This window comes from Modicisalibacter tunisiensis, assembly GCF_020148005.1.
GTDB lineage: Bacteria > Pseudomonadota > Gammaproteobacteria > Pseudomonadales > Halomonadaceae > Modicisalibacter > Modicisalibacter tunisiensis.
In genome coordinates, this window is record NZ_JAGXFD010000001.1 from 2,159,011 (window position 1) to 2,176,116 (window position 17,106).

The window sequence follows — 17,106 nt, forward strand, 5'->3', positions numbered from 1 at the left end:
CAGTCGATGAACCTCGTCCCCGATGGCGCATCCAATGAAAGCGTGTGCCTACTCCCTACGTCCCTGCAATGATGTCACTACACAGGAGGGCCCGACATGCCCGTGCTGACCCAACTGCGTCTGGATCATGCCAACATGGCTCGCATGTTGCACGTTCTGCAGCTGAAGCATAAGACCCTCGCGGCAGGCGAGCGCCCCAACTTCCAACTGGTGCGCGAGGTGGTGGACTACATCCTGGACTACATGGAAGGCTTCACCCTGCCCCTGGAGCGGCTGTTCAGCGAGCGCCTGGCAGAGCTCGACCCCGGCAGCCGGCCGATGACCGAGCGTCTCGCCGCCGACTATCAGGCGCTGAAGGTCCAGCTGGGCCGCCTCTCCAGCGATATCGACATGATCCTGATGGATGCGGTGATCCCCATGGATCGCTTCGCGGACGACCTCAAGGCGTACCTGGATGCCCACCGCGCCTACCTGCGCGACGAGCGGGAGCTGCTCTTCCCGATGATTCGCGAGCACTTCAACGAACAGGATCTCGATCGCCTCGCCCAGGCGCTTCCCGAGGGTGCCGCGGCCGAGCTGGAGCGCCTCCAGGAGGCCTATCCGGAGCTCTACGCCGAGCTGCGCGAGACGCCCGAACCCGCCTGACCCGGGCTGCCAGCGCGCGCCGGCTGGGGTAGAATGTCGCCTCTCCCAGCCGGTGCCTCGTGATGCCAGACCCCCGACACTCGTCGACGCTCTCCCACCGCCCCGACCGTGATGCCGCCTGCGGCATGGCCGGGGTGTGCCCATGAGCGGCGGACCGATCCTGGTCTTCGACTCCGGGGTGGGGGGGCTCTCCGTGGTGACGGCCCTGCGTCACCAGTTGCCGGAGGCCGCGCTGGCCTACGCCTGCGACAATGCCATGCTCCCCTACGGCCTGCGCGAGGACGACTGGCTGGTGGCGCGCATCCTGCGCGTATGCGAGACCGCCGTTTCGGCCAGCCGCTGCGTGACCCTGGTGGTGGCCTGCAACACCGCCAGCACCCTGGCGCTGGATGCCCTGCGCAGCCGGCTGGCGATCCCCGTGGTCGGCACCGTACCGGCCATCAAGCCCGCCGCGGCCTCCTCGCGCAGCGGCCACTTCGGCGTGCTGGCCACCTCCGCCACGGTGGCGCGTCCCTATACCCTGGGCCTGATCGAGGCCTTCGCCGCCCACTGCCGGGTGACCCGGGTGGCCGCCGATGAGCTGGTCCGCGAGGCCGAACGCTGGCTGGCCGGCGAGGCCCCGGACCCCGCGGTGATCCGCCGGGCCCTGGCGCCGCTGTGGGAGGATCCGCTGCTGGATACCGTGGTGCTCGGCTGCACCCACTTTCCCCTGCTGCGGGACTTCCTGGCCGCCGCTGCCCCCCGCGAGATTGCGTGGATCGACTCCAGCGAGGCCATCGCCCGGCGCACCGCCCAGGTGGCGCGCGGCGTGGCCCCCCGGCGCGGTCCGGGAGAGAGCCATGTCACCGCCCTGGACCCCCGGCTGACCGCGGGCCTTGCCCGCTTCGGCTTTGCCGAGCCGCGACTTCTGGTGCTGGACTGAGCGCAGTCCCCCATCCGTTTCCTGCCATTCCCCGAAGGAGGCTTCTTGGCCATTCCTGTTGTCGACCCCGCCCGCTATGACCAGCAGCTCGAGGCCAAGCGCGAGCGCATCACCCGCGACTTTGCGCGCTTCTCGCCGCCGACCCTCGAGGTCTATCCCTCGCCGCCCAGTCACTACCGCCAGCGCTGCGAGTTCCGGATCTGGCACGAGGGTGACGACCTCTTCTATGCCATGTTCGAGATACAGGAGTCCGAGGCGGGCCCCGAGGAGCCGAAGAAAAAGACGAAGAGGGTGATTCGCCTCGACGAGTACCCGGTGGCCAGCCGTCGTATCAATGAGCTGATGCCGGCCCTGCTCGACGCCATCCGTGACGTTCCCCTGCTGCGCCGCAAGCTCTTCCAGGTGGAGTTCCTCACCACCCTCTCGGGCGAGGCGCTGGTGACCCTGGTCTACCACCGCCCGCTGGACGAGGCCTGGGAGGCCGAGGCGCGCCGCCTCCAGGAGACGCTCGGGGTGATGATCATCGGGCGTGCCCGCAAGCAGCGCCTGGTGCTCGAGCGTGACCACGTCTGGGAGCGCCTGACGGTGGAGGGGCGCGAGTTCGTCTACCAGCAGGTGGAGAACAGCTTCACCCAGCCCAATGCCGAGATCTGCCGCTCGATGCTCGCCTGGGCGCGGGAGGTGACCCGGGGCAGCCAGGCCGGCGACCTGGTGGAGCTCTACTGCGGCAACGGCAACTTCACCGTGGCGCTGGCCGAGAACTTCCGCCGCGTGCTGGCGACCGAGATCTCGCGTACCTCGGTGGCCAGCGCCCGCGAGAACCTCGCCGCCAACGGCCTCGATAACGTCACCGTGGGACGCATGTCGGCCGAGGAGTTCGCCGCGGCCCTCCAGGGCGAGAAGGGCGGCCGGCGGGTGGCCGAGTGGGCCCTGGACGGCTACGACTTCACCACCGTGCTGGTCGACCCGCCCCGCGCCGGACTGGACGAGGCCAGCTGCCGCCAGCTCAGCGGCTATGAGCGCATCGTCTATATTTCATGTAATCCGGATACGCTGGCGGACAACCTGGAGCGACTGACCGAGACTCACGCTATCACCCGTTTCGCGCTGTTCGACCAGTTTCCCTGGACCCACCACTGCGAGTGCGGGGTGCTGCTGGAGCGGCGCGGTTGACCGGGTCGCGGGGCGCGCCTGTCAAGTGGCGATGCCCAACTGTCATGCTCCATGAGCATGTTGGTATCCCGGTGGGGCCGGTGCGGAGAGTGGCGTAAGCTGGCGACACGGCACCCGGGGCGGGCGCCATGTCGAACACTTCCGGTCGCTGTCGCGGCCCAAGGCACGAGGTGAAGGATGCTGAATGTTGCGAACGACGACGCCAGACAGGACTTTCTCAAGCAGCTCTCCGAGCGGTTGAACGCCCGACTCGAGGAGCGCAAGGCGGCGGAGGTGGGCGCCTTCGCTCGCTACTTCTACGCCTCCGTGCCCTTTGATGACCTCGAGGATCGCTGCCTGGACGACCTCTACGGGGCCACCCTGTCGGTCTGGCACTTCCTCCAGCAGTTCGACGCTGCCTCCCCCAAGGTGCGGGTCTTCAATCCCGACTACGAGGAGCACGGCTGGCAGTCGCCCCACACCTTCGTGATGGTGCTGCATGAGGACATGCCCTTCCTGGTCGACTCGGTGCGCATCGAGCTCAACCGGCGCGGCATCACCGTGCATGCCATTCACAATGCCGTGATGGCCGTCGAGCGCGACTCTCATCACGACCTGAAGCGCATCACCGGGACGCGCGCCAAGGATGCCCCGGAATCGCGCGAGTCGATCATGGTCATCGAGATCGATCGGCATTCCGACCCCGAGGTGCTCGCCAGCCTGGAAGACAGCCTGCATGACGTGCTGGGCGACGTGCGTACCGCGGTCGAGGACTTCGAGCCGATGTGCGCCAAGGTCCACGATACGCTCGAGGAGCTCAAGTCGACGCGGCCGAGCCAGGTCGACGCGGCCGACCATGGCGAGGCGATCGCCTTTCTGGAGTGGCTGCTCGAGGACAACTTCACCTTCCTGGGCTACGACGAATACGAGATCGTCGAGACCAAGAAGGGGCAGGACGAGCTGCGCCAGGTCAAGAACAGCGAACTGGGGGTCTTCAAGCTCGACAACCCGCGCTATCGCGAGCGAATCCGCAGCGATCAGGGGGTCGAGGGCGATCACTACGTGCTGATTCCCGAGCTCCTGTCGTTCGCCAAGAGCGCCTACCATTCGCGGGTCCACCGGCCGGCGTACCCCGACTACATCTCCATCGATCGCTACGACGAGTCAGGCAATGTCATCGGCGAGCGGCGCTTCATCGGGCTGTATGCCGCCGTGGTCTACAACGATTCGCCGCGGCACATCCCCGTGCTGCGCCGCAAGATCGATGCGGTGATGGAGGCCTCCGGGGTCAATCCCAAGGGGCACAACGGCAAGCACCTGCTGCAGATTCTCGAGGTCTATCCGCGCGATGACCTCTTCCAGATCGGCACCGACGAGCTGACCCGCACGGCGCTGGGGATCCTCAATATCCGCGAGCGCCGCCGTGTCCGCCTGTTCATCCGCGAGGACCGCTTCGGGCGCTTCTACTCGTGCCTGGTATTCGTGCCCCGCGATGTCTTCTCCACCGATCTTCGCGTGCGCATCCAGGAGCTGCTGTGCGAGGAGCTCGACGCCAGCTTCGGCGACTTCAACACCTACCTGTCGGAGTCGGTGCTGGCACGCATCCAGTTCATCCTGCGCTTCAATGGCGAGTCCGCGGTGGACTACGATCTGCGCAAGCTCGAGCACAAGATCGCGCAGCTGGCGCGCAGCTGGAGCGACGATCTCCACAACGCCCTGATCGAGGGGGTGGGCGAGGAACGTGCCAATCACCTGATGAATCGCTATCGCGATGCCTTCCCCACCAGTTATCGCGATGACTTCACGGCACGCACGGCGGTCTACGATATCCAGCATCTCGACGAGGTCGAGGAGGGCGAGCCGATCTCGGTGAGCCTCTACCGGCTGGTCGAGGAGGACGAGGAGGGCGTCAATCTCAAGCTCTTCCACGGCGACGCGCCGATTCCGCTCTCGGATGTCCTGCCGGTCATGGAGAACCTGGGGCTGCGGGTGCTGGGCGAGCGCCCCTACGGGGTGCACTGCGAGGATCGCGCCTTCTGGATCCACGACTTCACCCTGGAGCACCACGGCCGTGAAGTGGTCAACCTGCAGGACATGCGGGAGACCTTCATCGACGCGCTGCGACGGATCTGGACCGGCGAGGCGGAAAACGACCCGTTCAACCGCCTGGTGATCGGTGCCGGGCTGAACTGGCGCGAGGTGGCGCTGCTGCGGGCCTACGCGCGCTATCTCAAGCAGATTCGTTTCGGCCTGTCGCAGCTCTACATTGCCACCACCCTGGCCAGCTACCCGGCCATCACCCGGGAGCTGGTGCAGCTGTTCGCGCTGCGCTTCGCCCCGCGCCGGCAGGGCAAGGACCTCGACGCCACCATCGACAAGAGCATCGAGCGCCTTAACGGCCTGCTCGACCAGGTGGGCAGCCTCAACGATGACTTGCTGCTGCGCCGCTACATCGAGCTGATCCAGGCGACCCTGCGCACCAACTACTATCAGCGCGACGCCGAGGACGGCTTCAAGGACTACATCTCCTTCAAGCTCGATCCCACGCGGGTGCCGCTGATGCCCAAGCCGCGCCCCCGCTACGAGATCTTCGTCTACTCGCCGCGGGTCGAGGGGGTGCACCTGCGCGGCGGCAAGGTGGCGCGCGGCGGCCTGCGCTGGTCGGATCGCCACGAGGACTTCCGTACCGAGATTCTCGGCCTGGTCAAGGCCCAGCAGGTCAAGAACGCGGTCATCGTGCCGGTGGGCGCCAAGGGGGGCTTCGTCTGCAAGCGCATGCCCGAGAACGCCGACCGGGACGCCGTGCAGAAGGAAGGCATCGCCTGCTACCAGATCTTCATCCGCGCCCTGCTGGATCTGACCGACAACCTCGAGGGCGGCGAGGTGGTACCGCCGAAGGACGTGGTGCGCCACGACGAGGACGATCCCTACCTGGTGGTGGCGGCCGACAAGGGCACGGCGACCTTTTCCGATATCGCCAACGAGATCTCGCTGGAGTACGGCCACTGGCTGGGCGATGCCTTTGCCTCGGGCGGGGCCCACGGCTACGACCACAAGAAGATGGCGATCACCGCCCGCGGGGCCTGGGAGTCGGTCAAGCGCCACTTCCGCGAAATGGGCCTGGATACCCAGAAGGACCCGTTCTCGGTGGTCGGTGTCGGTGACATGGCCGGCGACGTGTTCGGCAACGGCATGCTGCTGTCCGACAGGATTCGCCTGTTGGGCGCCTTCAACCACCTGCATATCTTCGTCGATCCCGATCCCGATCCGACGGCCTCGTTCGCCGAGCGCAAGCGGCTCTTCGAGCAGCCGCGCTCGAGCTGGGAGGACTACGACAGTTCGGTGATCTCCGAGGGGGGCGGTGTCTTCAAGCGCAGCGCCAAGTCGATTCCCATCAGCGATGCGATGAAGCAGGCCTTCGGCATCGAGGCGGACAAGCTCTCGCCCAACGAACTGATCCAGGCGATGCTGCGTGCCCGCGTGGATCTGATCTGGAACGGCGGGATCGGCACCTACGTCAAGTCCAGTGCGGAAACCCACGCCGATGTGGGCGACAAGGCCAACGACGCCCTGCGCATCGACGGCAACGAACTGCACTGCCGGGTCGTCGGCGAGGGCGGCAACCTGGGGCTGACCCAGCGCGGGCGCATGGAGGCGGCGCGGCGCGGGGTCAGGGTCAACACCGACTTCATCGACAACGCCGGCGGGGTCAACTGCTCCGACCACGAGGTCAACATCAAGATCCTGCTCGATGACATCGTGTCCAGCGGCGACATGACCGACAAGCAGCGCAATCAGCTGCTGGCCGACATGACCGAGGAGGTCGCCGGCCTGGTGCTGCGCGACAACTATCGTCAGACCCAGGCGCTGTCGCTCAGCGAGCAGCTGTCCCACGAGGGCCTGGGGCCGTACCGGCGCTTCATCAACGAGCTCGAGGCCGGCGGCCAGCTGGATCGCGAGCTGGAGTTCCTGCCCGACGACGAGTCCCTGCTCGAGCGTTCCAACAACAACGAGGGGCTGACCCTGCCCGAGCTGTCGGTGCTGATCTCCTATGCCAAGAGCACGCTCAAGGGGGACCTGATCGCCTCCGAGGTGCCGGACGATCCCTATATCCAGGCCCACCTGGAGCGTGCCTTCCCGCGGGTGCTGGTCGAGCGTTTCGGCACCGAGATGTATCGCCACCGCCTCAAGCGGGAAATCGTCGCCACCCAGATCGCCAACGACCTGGTCGATCACATGGGCATCGTCTTCGTGCGCCGGCTGATCGACACCACCGGCGCCAGCCGCGCCGAGATCGCCCGGGCCTACGTGATCGCGCGCGACAGCTTCAATCTCGACGGCCTGTGGCAGCAGATCGAGGCGCTCGACAACCGCGTCGACAGCCGCGTGCAGTACCAGATGATGCTCGACCTGATGCGGCTGATGCGGCGTGCCACCCGCTGGTTCCTGCGGCAGCGCAGCTCGCTGTCGGTCACCGAAAGCATCGAGCACTTCGCGCCGCGTCTCACGCAGCTGCAGGAAAGCATCGGCAAGCGCCTGCGCGGCCAGGAGCGCGAGACCTGGGAGGCCCGCCGCGACGAACTGACCGAAGCGCGCGTTCCCAAGGCGCTGGCCAGTATCGTGGCGGCGACCGGCAACCTCTACGCGGGGCTGGGCATCATCGAGGCCGCCAAGCAGACCGGCGAGAAGATCCAGCGGGTCGCCGAACTCTACTACGAGATCGGTCATCGCCTGGAGCTGCCGTGGATGAGCGAGCAGATCGACGCGCTCGACGTGCGCGACAGCTGGCAGGCGCAGGCCCGCGAGACCTTCCGTGACGATCTCGATCGCCAGCAGCTGGCGCTGACGGTCAGCGTGGTCAAGATGGAGGAAGCGCCGCGCGACATCGAGCCCCGCGTCGACCAGTGGCTGACGCGTCATGCCGACCTCCATGATCGCTGGTGCCGCCTGATCAGCGAGGTGCGCAGCGGCAACCAGGGTGGCTATCCGCTGTTTGCCGTGGCGATCCGCGAGCTGGTCGACCTGGCCGACAGTGGTGGCGAAGGCTGACGGCTGAGTCAACCCGCCGACTTGACGAAACCCCGCTCGACGGGGTTTCGTCATGTATGGGGCCGCTCGACGGTCCCCTCATTCCAACCGATGTCAGGAGGCAAGCATGGCCAGCGAGGGATATCACGAGCCGGTGGAAGAACTGAGCGGCGAGACACGCGACTATCATCGCGCCATCGTCTCGCTCATGGAGGAGCTGGAGGCCGTCGACTGGTACAACCAGCGCATCGACGCCTGCCAGGACGCGTCGCTGAAGGCGATCCTGGCGCACAATCGCGACGAGGAGAAGGAGCACGCCGCGATGACGCTCGAGTGGCTGCGGCGGCGCGACAAGACGCTCGATGCCCACCTGCGGGAATTCCTGTTCACCGAGGGCGACATCGCGCACTGAACCCGCTCCGGCCGGTGGCGTTCGACACCGGCCGACGGCGCCGTCCGCGTCGTCGCCCCGGTGGATTTGCGCTATACTCGCGGCCGCTTTTCATGCCGCCCGCCGAGGAGTCCGATGTACCCGCTCGCCCGTCAGATCCTGTTTCGTCTCGACCCGGAAACCGCCCACGGGGTGAGCCTGGCGGCGCTCGATGCGCTGCATCGCTGCCATCTGGACGGCCTGCTGGGCGTCGCCGAGCCGCGGGTCGAGGATCCCGTCACGCTGATGGGGCTGCGCTTTCCCAACCGGGTCGGCCTGGCCGCGGGGCTCGACAAGAACGCCGATCACCTCGAGGCCCTGGGAGCACTGGGCTTCGGCTTCGTCGAGGTGGGCACCGTGACGCCGCGACCGCAGCCGGGCAATCCGCGGCCGCGCCTGTTCCGCCTGCCGAAGGCGGGCGCGATCATCAATCGCATGGGCTTCAACAATGCCGGTGTCGATCACCTGATCGCCAATGTCCGCAGGAGCCGTTACGACGGCGTGATCGGCATCAACATCGGCAAGAACCTCTCCACGCCGGTGGAGCAGGCCGTCGATGATTACCTGACCTGCCTCGAGCGGGTGCACCCCTTCGCGGACTACGTGACCGTCAACATTTCCTCGCCCAACACGCCGGGGCTGCGCGATCTGCAGTTCGGCGAGCATCTCGACGCCCTGCTGGGCAGGCTGCGGGAGGCCGCCACGCGCCAGGACCAGGCGGCAGGGCGGCGGGTGCCGCTGGCCGTGAAGATCGCGCCGGACATGGACGACACCGCCATCGGCCTGGTGGCCGAGGCGCTGGGGCGCAACGGCATCGATGCCGTGGTGGCCACCAACACCACCCTGGCGAGAGAGGCCGTGCAGGGGCTGGCCCATGCCGACGAGGCCGGCGGGCTCTCCGGCGCGCCGGTGCGCGGGATGTCGGATCATGTGGTGCGGGCCCTGCGCCGGCATCTGCCGGAAATGCCGATCATCGGGGTCGGCGGCATCGACAGCGGGGCGGCTGCCCGAGACAAGTGCAAGGCCGGGGCGGACCTGATTCAGCTCTATTCGGGCTTCATCTACCGGGGGCCGGCGCTGATCGGCGAGTGCGCCCGGGCGTTGCGCGACGTTCCGGCGCGGGCGACCGGTGCCGTCGAAATGCCGGCGGGCTCGTGACATACAAGTTCGTGACACACAAAAAGGCCCGCAGGGTTTGCGGGCCTCGGCAGGTAACCGACTGTCTCGGGTGCGCTACTGCATGACCATGGGGTTCTTGTGGATGCCGGCGACACCCGTCATGCCGTCCCATTGATCACCGCGACCCTCACGCCAACCGCTCATCCAGTATTCGCGTAGATTGATGTCCTGGCTGGGGCAATCGTCCCGGGAGCGCCCGGAGAGGCCGGCCTTGTAGCCATGGACATAGGCACGCTGAAAGCGATCACGTTTCTGTCGTTTCATCGGGTAACCTCTTGCATGAGAACCGGATTGTTATTGCGAGTCACTACGCCGGCAGTGGGCCCCGGGCCGACACTGCCGCTGCTCTGGAGACCGCGGACAGAACGCATGCGTTGTCTTAGTAGCTACTAACCTTCTTTCTAGTTGAACAGTGACAAGACTGTCGAGTCGCGTTTTGTCACTGAAATGTTATCGCATTGAAATACAAGGACCCTTCGCACCCATGAGCGATGATCGAGCGGCGTCGTCCCACTCTCGGGGCACCGAACAGGCCGGTTTTGCCAGCTGCCCCTGGGGCATCGAATCCCTGCTGGCGGAGGAATTGAGCGGGCTGGGCGCCACCGTCGCCCGGCAGACCGTGGCCGGCGTCCATTTCACGGCCGACCTGGCCACACTCTATCGCGCCTGTCTGTGGTCGCGGCTGGCCAACCGGGTCGTGCTGCTGCTGGCGCAGGCCACCGAGATCGAGACGCCCGAGGCGCTGCGGGCCTGCATCGCCGAGGTCGACTGGGCGGCACACCTGCCCCCCGGGACGTCGCTGGTGGTGGACTTCCAGGGCCAGTCGCGGGCGATCCGGCATACCCGCTTCGGCGCCCAGACCGTCAAGGACGGCATCGTCGATGCGCTGCAGGCGGCGGGGCGCGAGCGTCCCCGCGTCGAGCATCGCGATCCCGACCTGCGCATCCATGCCCACCTGCATCGCGGTCGCCTGACGGCGGGCATCGACCTGTCGGGGGGCAGCCTGCACCAGCGCGGCTACCGCCGGGATCCGGGGCATGCGCCGCTCAAGGAAAACCTCGCCGCCGCGCTGTTGATCCGCGCCGGCTGGCCGGCCCGTGCCCGCCGCGGCGAGTCGCTGGTCGATCCGATGTGCGGGGCCGGCACGTTGCTGATCGAGGCGGCCATGATCGCTGTCGACCGGGCGCCGGGGCTGGGGCGCTCGCGTTTCGGCTTCGAGCGCTGGGCCGGGCACGATGCCGCGCTGTGGCGCGAGCTCCGACGTGAAGCCGAGGTGCGCGACCGGCTGGGCCGCCGGCGCGTCACGGCGAAACTGTTCGGCAGCGACCGCAGTCCGCCCGCTCTGGCCGCCGCCAGGGCCAATGCCATGCGTGCCGGCATTCCGGCACTCATCGAGTTCAGCGGGGCGGATGCCCGGCACTGGCAGCGCCCGGCGGCCGCCGAGGGGTCGGGCCTGGTGCTCACCAACCCGCCCTACGGCGAGCGCCTCGGCGAACTGCCGGAGCTGGTCACGCTCTACGCCGGGCTGGGCGAGCGGGTCCGCGAGCAGTGCCCGGGCTGGACGCTGGCGCTGTTCACCGGCAACCCCGATCTCGGCCATCGCGTCGGGCTGCGCGCCGAGAAGCAGTATGCCTTCAAGAACGGGCCGCTGGACTGCAAGCTGCTGCTGATGCCGGTGCCCGAGCACGTCGAGGAGGCCGCACCGCCGGCCCGCTCGGCGGGGGCGACGATGTTCGCCAATCGCCTGACCAAGAACCGCAAGCGCCTGGCCAGGTGGCTCAAGCGCAGCGGCGAGTCCTGCTATCGCCTCTACGATGCCGACATGCCGGAGTACGCCCTGGCGGTGGATGTCTACGGCGACCGCGTGCACGTCCAGGAATATGCCCCGCCGCGCTCGGTGGACACCGCCCAGGCCCAGCGGCGACTGATGGAGGCGCTGACCGTGATTCCCGAGGTGCTCGAGGTGTCGCCCGGGGCGGTGTACGTCAAGCAGCGCAGCCGCCAGAGCGGCAAGGCCCAGTACGAGAAGCGCGACGCCAGCGGCGAGCGCTTCCAGGTCAGCGAGGGGCCGGCGCGGCTATGGGTCAACCTGCGCGACTACCTGGATACCGGGCTGTTTCTCGACCACCGGCCGGTGCGCCGGCGGCTGCGCGAGATGGCCGCGGGCCAGCGCTTCCTCAACCTGTTCTGCTACACCGGGGCGGCCACGGTGCAGGCCGCGCTCGGCGGTGCCAGTGAAACCCTGAGCGTGGACCTGTCCAATACCTACCTGGACTGGGCGCGCGACAACCTGGCGCTCAACCGGCTCGATCCGGCCCGTCACCGGGTGGTGCGTGACGACTGCCTGCACTGGCTGGAGACGGCGCAGGGGATGTTCGACCTGATCTTCCTCGACCCGCCGACCTTCTCCAACTCCAAGCGCATGGAGGGCACGCTGGACATCCAGCGCGATCATGCGCGGCTGGTAGAATTGGCCATGGCACGCCTGGCTCCGGGGGGCACGCTGGTATTCTCGAACAATCAGCGCCGCTTCCGGCTCGACGAGGGGCTTGTCGAGCGCCATGCCGTCACCGACATCACCCGGGAGACCTTCGATCCGGACTTTCAGCGCCGCGGCGATCTGCACCATTGTTTCCTGATCCGCCATGCGGCGGCGCCGGCAACCTGACGGGCGTTCGTCGGCAAGCGGGAAGGAGAAGGGGCGGGCCGGCGGGGAAGCGGGTCGATCACTCCAGCAGCGACAGCTGGCGTACGGCGTCGCGGCCCTCGGGGCTGTCGGCGCTGGCCTTCAGCACCTGGCGAAAGCCGCGAGAGCGCTGGATGTGATCGACGTCCTCGAGCCACATCATGGCCTGGTCGTAGCCGTCGGCCAGCTGGTGCCTGAGGCCGCCGAACTGGGTGCCGATCTGGCCCCAGGCGCGGCTGAATATCCAGTCGCCGAACATGTCCTGATGGACATGCACCAGCACGTAGTCATGATGGCTTTCCCAGCGGACGATCACGTTGGCTCCTGCGTCGATGGCGGCTTGTCGCGCTCGGCCGCGCGGCCTAAGATGGCGGGCGGCCCGGGGAGCCATTGTAGCCGCCCGGTGGACGCGAACAAGGAGTCTTCCCCATGCGTATACTCGCCGACCAGAACATTCCGCTCGTCGAGGCCTTCTTCGGCGAGCTGGGCGAGATCACGCGACTCCCGGGGCGGCGGATCGATGCTGCGGCGGTGCGCGATCACGACATCCTGCTGGTGCGCTCCATCACCCGGGTCGACGCCGGCCTGCTGGATGGCTCGCGGGTGAAGTTCGTGGGCACCTGCACGATCGGGACCGACCACGTGGATCAGGCGTACCTGAAGGCGCACGACATCGGCTTCGCCAGTGCGCCCGGCTGCAACGCCGAGTCGGTGGTGGATTACGTGCTCTCGAGCCTGCTGCTGCTGGCCGAGGAGGCCGGCGAAGCGCTCGACGAGCGCACCGTGGGCATCGTCGGGGCCGGCAATGTCGGCAGCCGCCTGGCCAAGCGCCTGAGCGGCATGGACGTTCCTCATCTGATCTGTGATCCGCCGCGAGCCCGTGACGAGGGGCGGGACGATTTCGTCGACCTCGATACCTTGATCGAGCGCTGCGACGTGATCTGCCTGCACACCCCGCTGGTCGACACCGGCGATCATCCCACCCGTCATCTGATGGACGCCCGGCGCATCCGGGCGCTGCGCCCCGGCAGCGTGCTGCTCAACGCCGGGCGAGGCGCCTGTCTGGACAACGCGGCCCTGCACGAGCGGCTGGCGGCCGGCGGTGACCTGCGCTGCGTGCTGGATGTCTGGGAGGACGAGCCGGGCATCGACGAGGCGCTGTTTCCGCTGGTGGACATCGCCACGCCGCACATCGCCGGCCACAGCCTGGACGGCAAGATGCGCGGGACCGAACTGGTCTACCAGGCGGTGATGCACCACTACGGGCTGCCGGTGCGCTGCAAGCTCGGGCAGCTCAAGCCGGACCCGTGGCTGCGCAAGCTGGTGCTGACCGAGTGGGCACCGCCCCGGGAGGCCCTGGCCCTGTGCGTGCGTGCCTGCTACGACGTGCGTCGGGACATGGTGGGCTTCGAGCGCTACCGTCGCCGCTTCGGCATGGCCGAGGGGTTCGACCGCTATCGGGCCGAGTATCCGGTGCGCCGCGAGTTCTCCACCCTGCGGGTCGATCTCAAGAAGAACAACAACGACCTGCGCGAGGCGATCGCCGGTTTCGGCTTCAAGGTCAAGCTGGCCGGCAAGTGATGCCCGCCGGCGCATGAAGGCGTCGCTGGAGTCTGCCCGGACCCGCCACGAAAAGGCCCGCCGACGCGGCGGGCCTGATCCTTCCGATATTCCAGCGCCTACTGCCGGTAGGCGGATTCCTTGAGGGCGCGAATGCGGTCATCCAGTGGCGGATGGCTGGCGAACAGCCGCTCCATCAGCTTGCGGGTCTGGCCGGTGGTGATGGCGAAGGCGGTCAGGGTGTCCGGCATCTGGTCCGGCATCTGGGTCTCGGCCTTGAGTCGTGCCAGAGCGTTGATCATCGCGCCGCTGCCGGCCAGCCGGGCTCCCGCGGCGTCGGCGCGGTATTCGCGGAAGCGCGAGAACCAGGCGACGATCACCGAGGCCACCAGCCCGAAGACGATCTCGGCGACGATCACTACCGCGAAATAGCCGAAGAAGCCCAGTCCCTCGTTGTCGTCACGGCGCAGGAAGCTGTCGATCAACTGGGCGACCACACGGGCGAAGAACATCACGAAGGTGTTGAGCACCCCCTGGATCAGCGCCAGGGTGACCATGTCGCCGTTGGCGACGTGGCCGATCTCGTGGCCCAGCACGGCGCGGACTTCTTCCGGGCGCATGCGGTTGAGCAACCCGCTGGAGACGGCGACCAGCGCGTCGTCCTTGTTCCAGCCGGTGGCGAAGGCGTTGGACTGCTGGGCGGGGAAGATGGCGACGTCGGGCATCTTGATGCCCGCATCCCGGGCCAGTTCGGCGACCGTGTCGAGCAGCCACTTCTCGTTGGCGTCCCGGGGCTGGTCGATGATCTGGGCGCCGGTGCTCATCTTGGCCATCGGCTTGGAGAGAAACAGCGAGATCAGCGAGCCGGCCATGCCGAACACGAAACAGAAGATCAGCAGGCTGTTCATGTTCAGCCCGTTGGCCTGCAGGTAGGGCTCCACGCCCAGCAGGCGCAGGGTGATACTGGCGACCAGCACCACGGCCAGGTTGGTCGCCAGGAACAACAGGATACGCATCATGAGTGTGACCTCGGTCGTCGGAAAGCCGGAAAATTCAGTGTGTTGTCTGGCTCTTAGATACGCGCCGGGGGGCCGGGTTTCAAGCCCTGGCCGAGGAAATTTGTCGACGCGGCGAGCACCATGGTGGCGCTCGCCGGGGCCTCACTGGCGGTAGCGGCCGAGGAAGCGGGCGAAGCGGTCGAGCGCGTCGTCGAGCTGGTCGGCCCAGGGCAGGGTGACGATGCGCACGTGGTCGGGGTCCGGCCAGTTGAAGGCGGTGCCCTGGACCAGCAGGATCTTCTCCTGCAGCAGCAGGTCGAGCACCAGCTGCTGGTCGTCCTGGATGTTGAACACCTCGGGGTCGAGCCGCGGGAAGGCGTAGAGCGCTCCCCTGGGCTTGGTGCAGGACACCCCGGGAATGGCGTTGAGCTTCTCGTAGGTGATGTCGCGCTGGGCCCGCAGGCGGCCGCCGGGCAGCACCAGGTCGTTGATCGACTGGTAGCCGCCGAGCGCGGTCTGGATGGCGTGCTGGGCCGGGACGTTGGCGCACAGGCGCATCGAGGCCAGCATGTTCAGGCCCTGGATGAAGTCCTCGGCGCGCTGCTTGCCCACCTTGCCGGAGAGGATCATCCAGCCGCTGCGAAAGCCCGCGCAGCGGTAGCTCTTCGACAGGCCGTTCATGGTCACCACCAACTGGTCGTCACCGGCCAGCGCGCCGGTGGAGACATGCTCGACGTCGTCGTAGAGGATCTTGTCGTAGATCTCGTCGGAGAACACCACCAGGTCATGGGCGCGGGCGATCGTCAGCAGTTCCTTGACCACCTCGGGCGGGTAGACGGCCCCGGTGGGGTTGTTGGGGTTGATCAGCACGATCGCCCGGGTGTGGCTGGTGACCTTGTCGCGGATGTCGGCCAGGTCCGGCGCCCAGTCGGCCTGCTCGTCGCAACGGTAGTGCACCGGCCGGCCGCCCGAGAGATTGGCCGCCGCCGTCCACAGCGGGTAGTCGGGTGCGGGAATCAGCACCTCATCGCCGTCGTTGAGCAGGGCCTGCATGGCCATCACGATCAGCTCGGAGACCCCGTTGCCGATGAAGATGTCCTCGACGCCGACGCCGGGAATCCCCTTGCGCTGACACTCCTGCATGATCGCCTTGCGCGCCGAATACAGTCCCTTGGAGTCGCAGTAGCCCTGGGCGGTGGGCAGGTTGCGCATCACGTCCTGGAGGATTTCCTCGGGCGCCTCGAAGCCGAACGGGGCGGGGTTGCCGATGTTGAGCTTGAGGATGCGCTGGCCTTCGTCCTCGAGTCGCTTGGCATGATCGAGAACCGGGCCGCGGATGTCGTAGCAGACGTTGTCGAGCTTGTGGGACTTGCGAATCGGGCGGGGCGTGGTGTCCATGAGGCGCGATGATTCCTTGGCGTTGCTGTCTTGGGCGCCGTGGTCCGGTGCGGTTGCGCCGGGGCGGGCGGCGTCGAACAGCATACCCCGGCGTCGCGAACGTGCAAATGGCCGGGGAGAGCGGTTCAGGCCTCGTCAACGGCCTCGATCGGCGGCGGAATATCGTCCGGGGTTTCCAGGGTCAGCCGGCCCAGCTTGCCGTGGCGCAATTCGTGAAGAAGCACTTCGGCGCCGCGGTGCAGGTCGACCTCGCCGCCGGGGCGCAGGCCGCCACGCTTGCGGGCGATCTCGGTGACGATGGCCTGGCCGTCGAAGCCGGCGCGGGCCAGCAGGTCGGGCTGTGGCTCGCCATCGGCCTGGACCGCCTCGGCGCCCTCGGCCGGCGTGTAGGCGGGCAGGGTCTTCAGCTTGAAGCGCTGCGACAGGGCCTCCGGGTAGCGCCGGGCGAGTTCCGCCGCGGCGACGATGGCCACGTCGGTGTACTCGATCGCCGTGTCGCGGATCGCGCCGCTGGCGGCGAGCCGGTAGGCGCTGGCCTGATCCTCGATCTTCGGCCACAGCACGCCCGGCGTATCGGTCAGCGCGATGCGCCCGTCGATGCGGATCTTCTGCTGGCGCTTGGTCACCGCGGGTTCGTTGCCGGTCTTGGCGAGCTTGCGGCCGGCCAGCCCGTTGATCAACGTCGACTTGCCGACGTTGGGGATGCCCATGACCATGACCCGCACGTCACGATCGGCACGCACCTGACCGGCCAGCTCGTGGCAAAGGGCGGGAATGCGCTTGAGCTCGCGGGCCAGGGTGGTGGTTACCGCCAGTGCGCGGGTGTCGGCCTGAGCGTCGAAGTGGGCGACCCATTCGCGGGTGCGCTCGGGGTCGGCCAGGTCGGCGCGCGAGAGGATCTTCAGCACCGGCTTGTGTTCGGTGAGCTCGGCCAGCATGGGATTGGCGCTGGAGTAGGGCAGCCGCGCATCCAGAACCTCGATCACCACGTCGATCTCCGGCAGGGCTTCCTTGATCTGGCGCCGTGCCTTGTTCATGTGTCCCGGATACCAGCCGAGCATCGTTCCCCCTGGAAGGTGTGCATAGAAAACGGGCACCAATCTTAGCA

13 protein-coding genes are annotated in these 17,106 nt (G+C 67.5%); 8 read left to right on the plus strand and 5 right to left on the minus strand.

Features of this window, described 5'->3' with window-relative positions:
- The first annotated feature begins 96 nt into the window (after nt 1-96).
- The 6 genes from KGQ91_RS10005 (at nt 97) to KGQ91_RS10030 (ending at nt 9,335) form a co-directional block, all read left to right on the plus strand.
- Nucleotides 97-645, plus strand: a complete 549-nt coding sequence (locus KGQ91_RS10005) for a hemerythrin domain-containing protein (RefSeq protein WP_169957825.1) — start codon at nt 97-99, stop codon at nt 643-645.
- Between the two features lie 142 nt (nt 646-787).
- The gene (gene murI, locus KGQ91_RS10010; protein WP_224415253.1) at nt 788-1,567 is read left to right on the plus strand and encodes a glutamate racemase; all 780 of its coding nucleotides are present in this window, start codon (nt 788-790) and stop codon (nt 1,565-1,567) included.
- Nucleotides 1,568-1,612: 45 nt separating this feature from the next.
- Entirely contained in the window at nt 1,613-2,740 is a 1,128-nt protein-coding gene (gene trmA / locus KGQ91_RS10015; RefSeq protein ID WP_224415252.1) for a tRNA (uridine(54)-C5)-methyltransferase TrmA, read from the plus strand.
- A gap of 177 nt (nt 2,741-2,917) precedes the next feature.
- On the plus strand, nt 2,918-7,768 hold the full coding sequence (locus KGQ91_RS10020; protein WP_224415251.1) for an NAD-glutamate dehydrogenase: 4,851 nt from the start codon (nt 2,918-2,920) through the stop codon (nt 7,766-7,768).
- A 106-nt stretch (nt 7,769-7,874) separates the two neighbouring features.
- Nucleotides 7,875-8,159 carry an encapsulin-associated ferritin-like protein gene (locus tag KGQ91_RS10025; RefSeq protein WP_224415250.1) on the plus strand — a complete coding sequence of 95 codons (285 nt, stop codon included), beginning with the start codon at nt 7,875-7,877 and terminating at the stop codon, nt 8,157-8,159.
- A gap of 114 nt (nt 8,160-8,273) precedes the next feature.
- Nucleotides 8,274-9,335, plus strand: coding sequence for a quinone-dependent dihydroorotate dehydrogenase (locus tag KGQ91_RS10030; RefSeq protein ID WP_224415249.1), 1,062 nt, complete (start codon nt 8,274-8,276; stop codon nt 9,333-9,335).
- A 75-nt stretch (nt 9,336-9,410) separates the two neighbouring features.
- On the opposite strand, the gene rmf is transcribed toward KGQ91_RS10030, so the two are convergent.
- A complete protein-coding gene (rmf, locus tag KGQ91_RS10035; protein WP_163647454.1) occupies nt 9,411-9,620 on the minus strand; it encodes a ribosome modulation factor in 210 nt (69 codons plus the stop codon).
- Nucleotides 9,621-9,840: 220 nt separating this feature from the next.
- Between rmf and rlmKL the strand changes: the two genes are divergently transcribed.
- On the plus strand, nt 9,841-12,024 hold the full coding sequence (gene rlmKL, locus KGQ91_RS10040; RefSeq protein ID WP_224415248.1) for a bifunctional 23S rRNA (guanine(2069)-N(7))-methyltransferase RlmK/23S rRNA (guanine(2445)-N(2))-methyltransferase RlmL: 2,184 nt from the start codon (nt 9,841-9,843) through the stop codon (nt 12,022-12,024).
- 58 nt (nt 12,025-12,082) lie between these two features.
- Here the strand turns inward: rlmKL and KGQ91_RS10045 are convergent, their stop codons facing one another.
- Nucleotides 12,083-12,358, minus strand: coding sequence for a hypothetical protein (locus tag KGQ91_RS10045; RefSeq protein ID WP_224415247.1), 276 nt, complete (start codon nt 12,356-12,358; stop codon nt 12,083-12,085).
- A 113-nt stretch (nt 12,359-12,471) separates the two neighbouring features.
- On the opposite strand from KGQ91_RS10045, the gene pdxB reads away from it, so the two are divergent.
- On the plus strand, nt 12,472-13,623 hold the full coding sequence (gene pdxB / locus KGQ91_RS10050; protein ID WP_163647451.1) for a 4-phosphoerythronate dehydrogenase PdxB: 1,152 nt from the start codon (nt 12,472-12,474) through the stop codon (nt 13,621-13,623).
- 98 nt (nt 13,624-13,721) lie between these two features.
- Here pdxB and htpX read toward each other — a convergent pair whose 3' ends face one another.
- The 3 genes from htpX to ylqF form a co-directional block, all read right to left on the minus strand.
- Nucleotides 13,722-14,621 carry a protease HtpX gene (gene htpX, locus KGQ91_RS10055; RefSeq protein WP_163647450.1) on the minus strand — a complete coding sequence of 300 codons (900 nt, stop codon included), beginning with the start codon at nt 14,619-14,621 and terminating at the stop codon, nt 13,722-13,724.
- Between the two features lie 141 nt (nt 14,622-14,762).
- Nucleotides 14,763-15,998 carry a pyridoxal phosphate-dependent aminotransferase gene (locus KGQ91_RS10060; protein ID WP_224421404.1) on the minus strand — a complete coding sequence of 412 codons (1,236 nt, stop codon included), beginning with the start codon at nt 15,996-15,998 and terminating at the stop codon, nt 14,763-14,765.
- A 125-nt stretch (nt 15,999-16,123) separates the two neighbouring features.
- Complete coding sequence (ylqF, locus tag KGQ91_RS10065) at nt 16,124-17,059, minus strand: ribosome biogenesis GTPase YlqF (protein WP_224420936.1); 936 nt, start codon at nt 17,057-17,059, stop codon at nt 16,124-16,126.
- Nucleotides 17,060-17,106 lie beyond the last annotated feature (47 nt).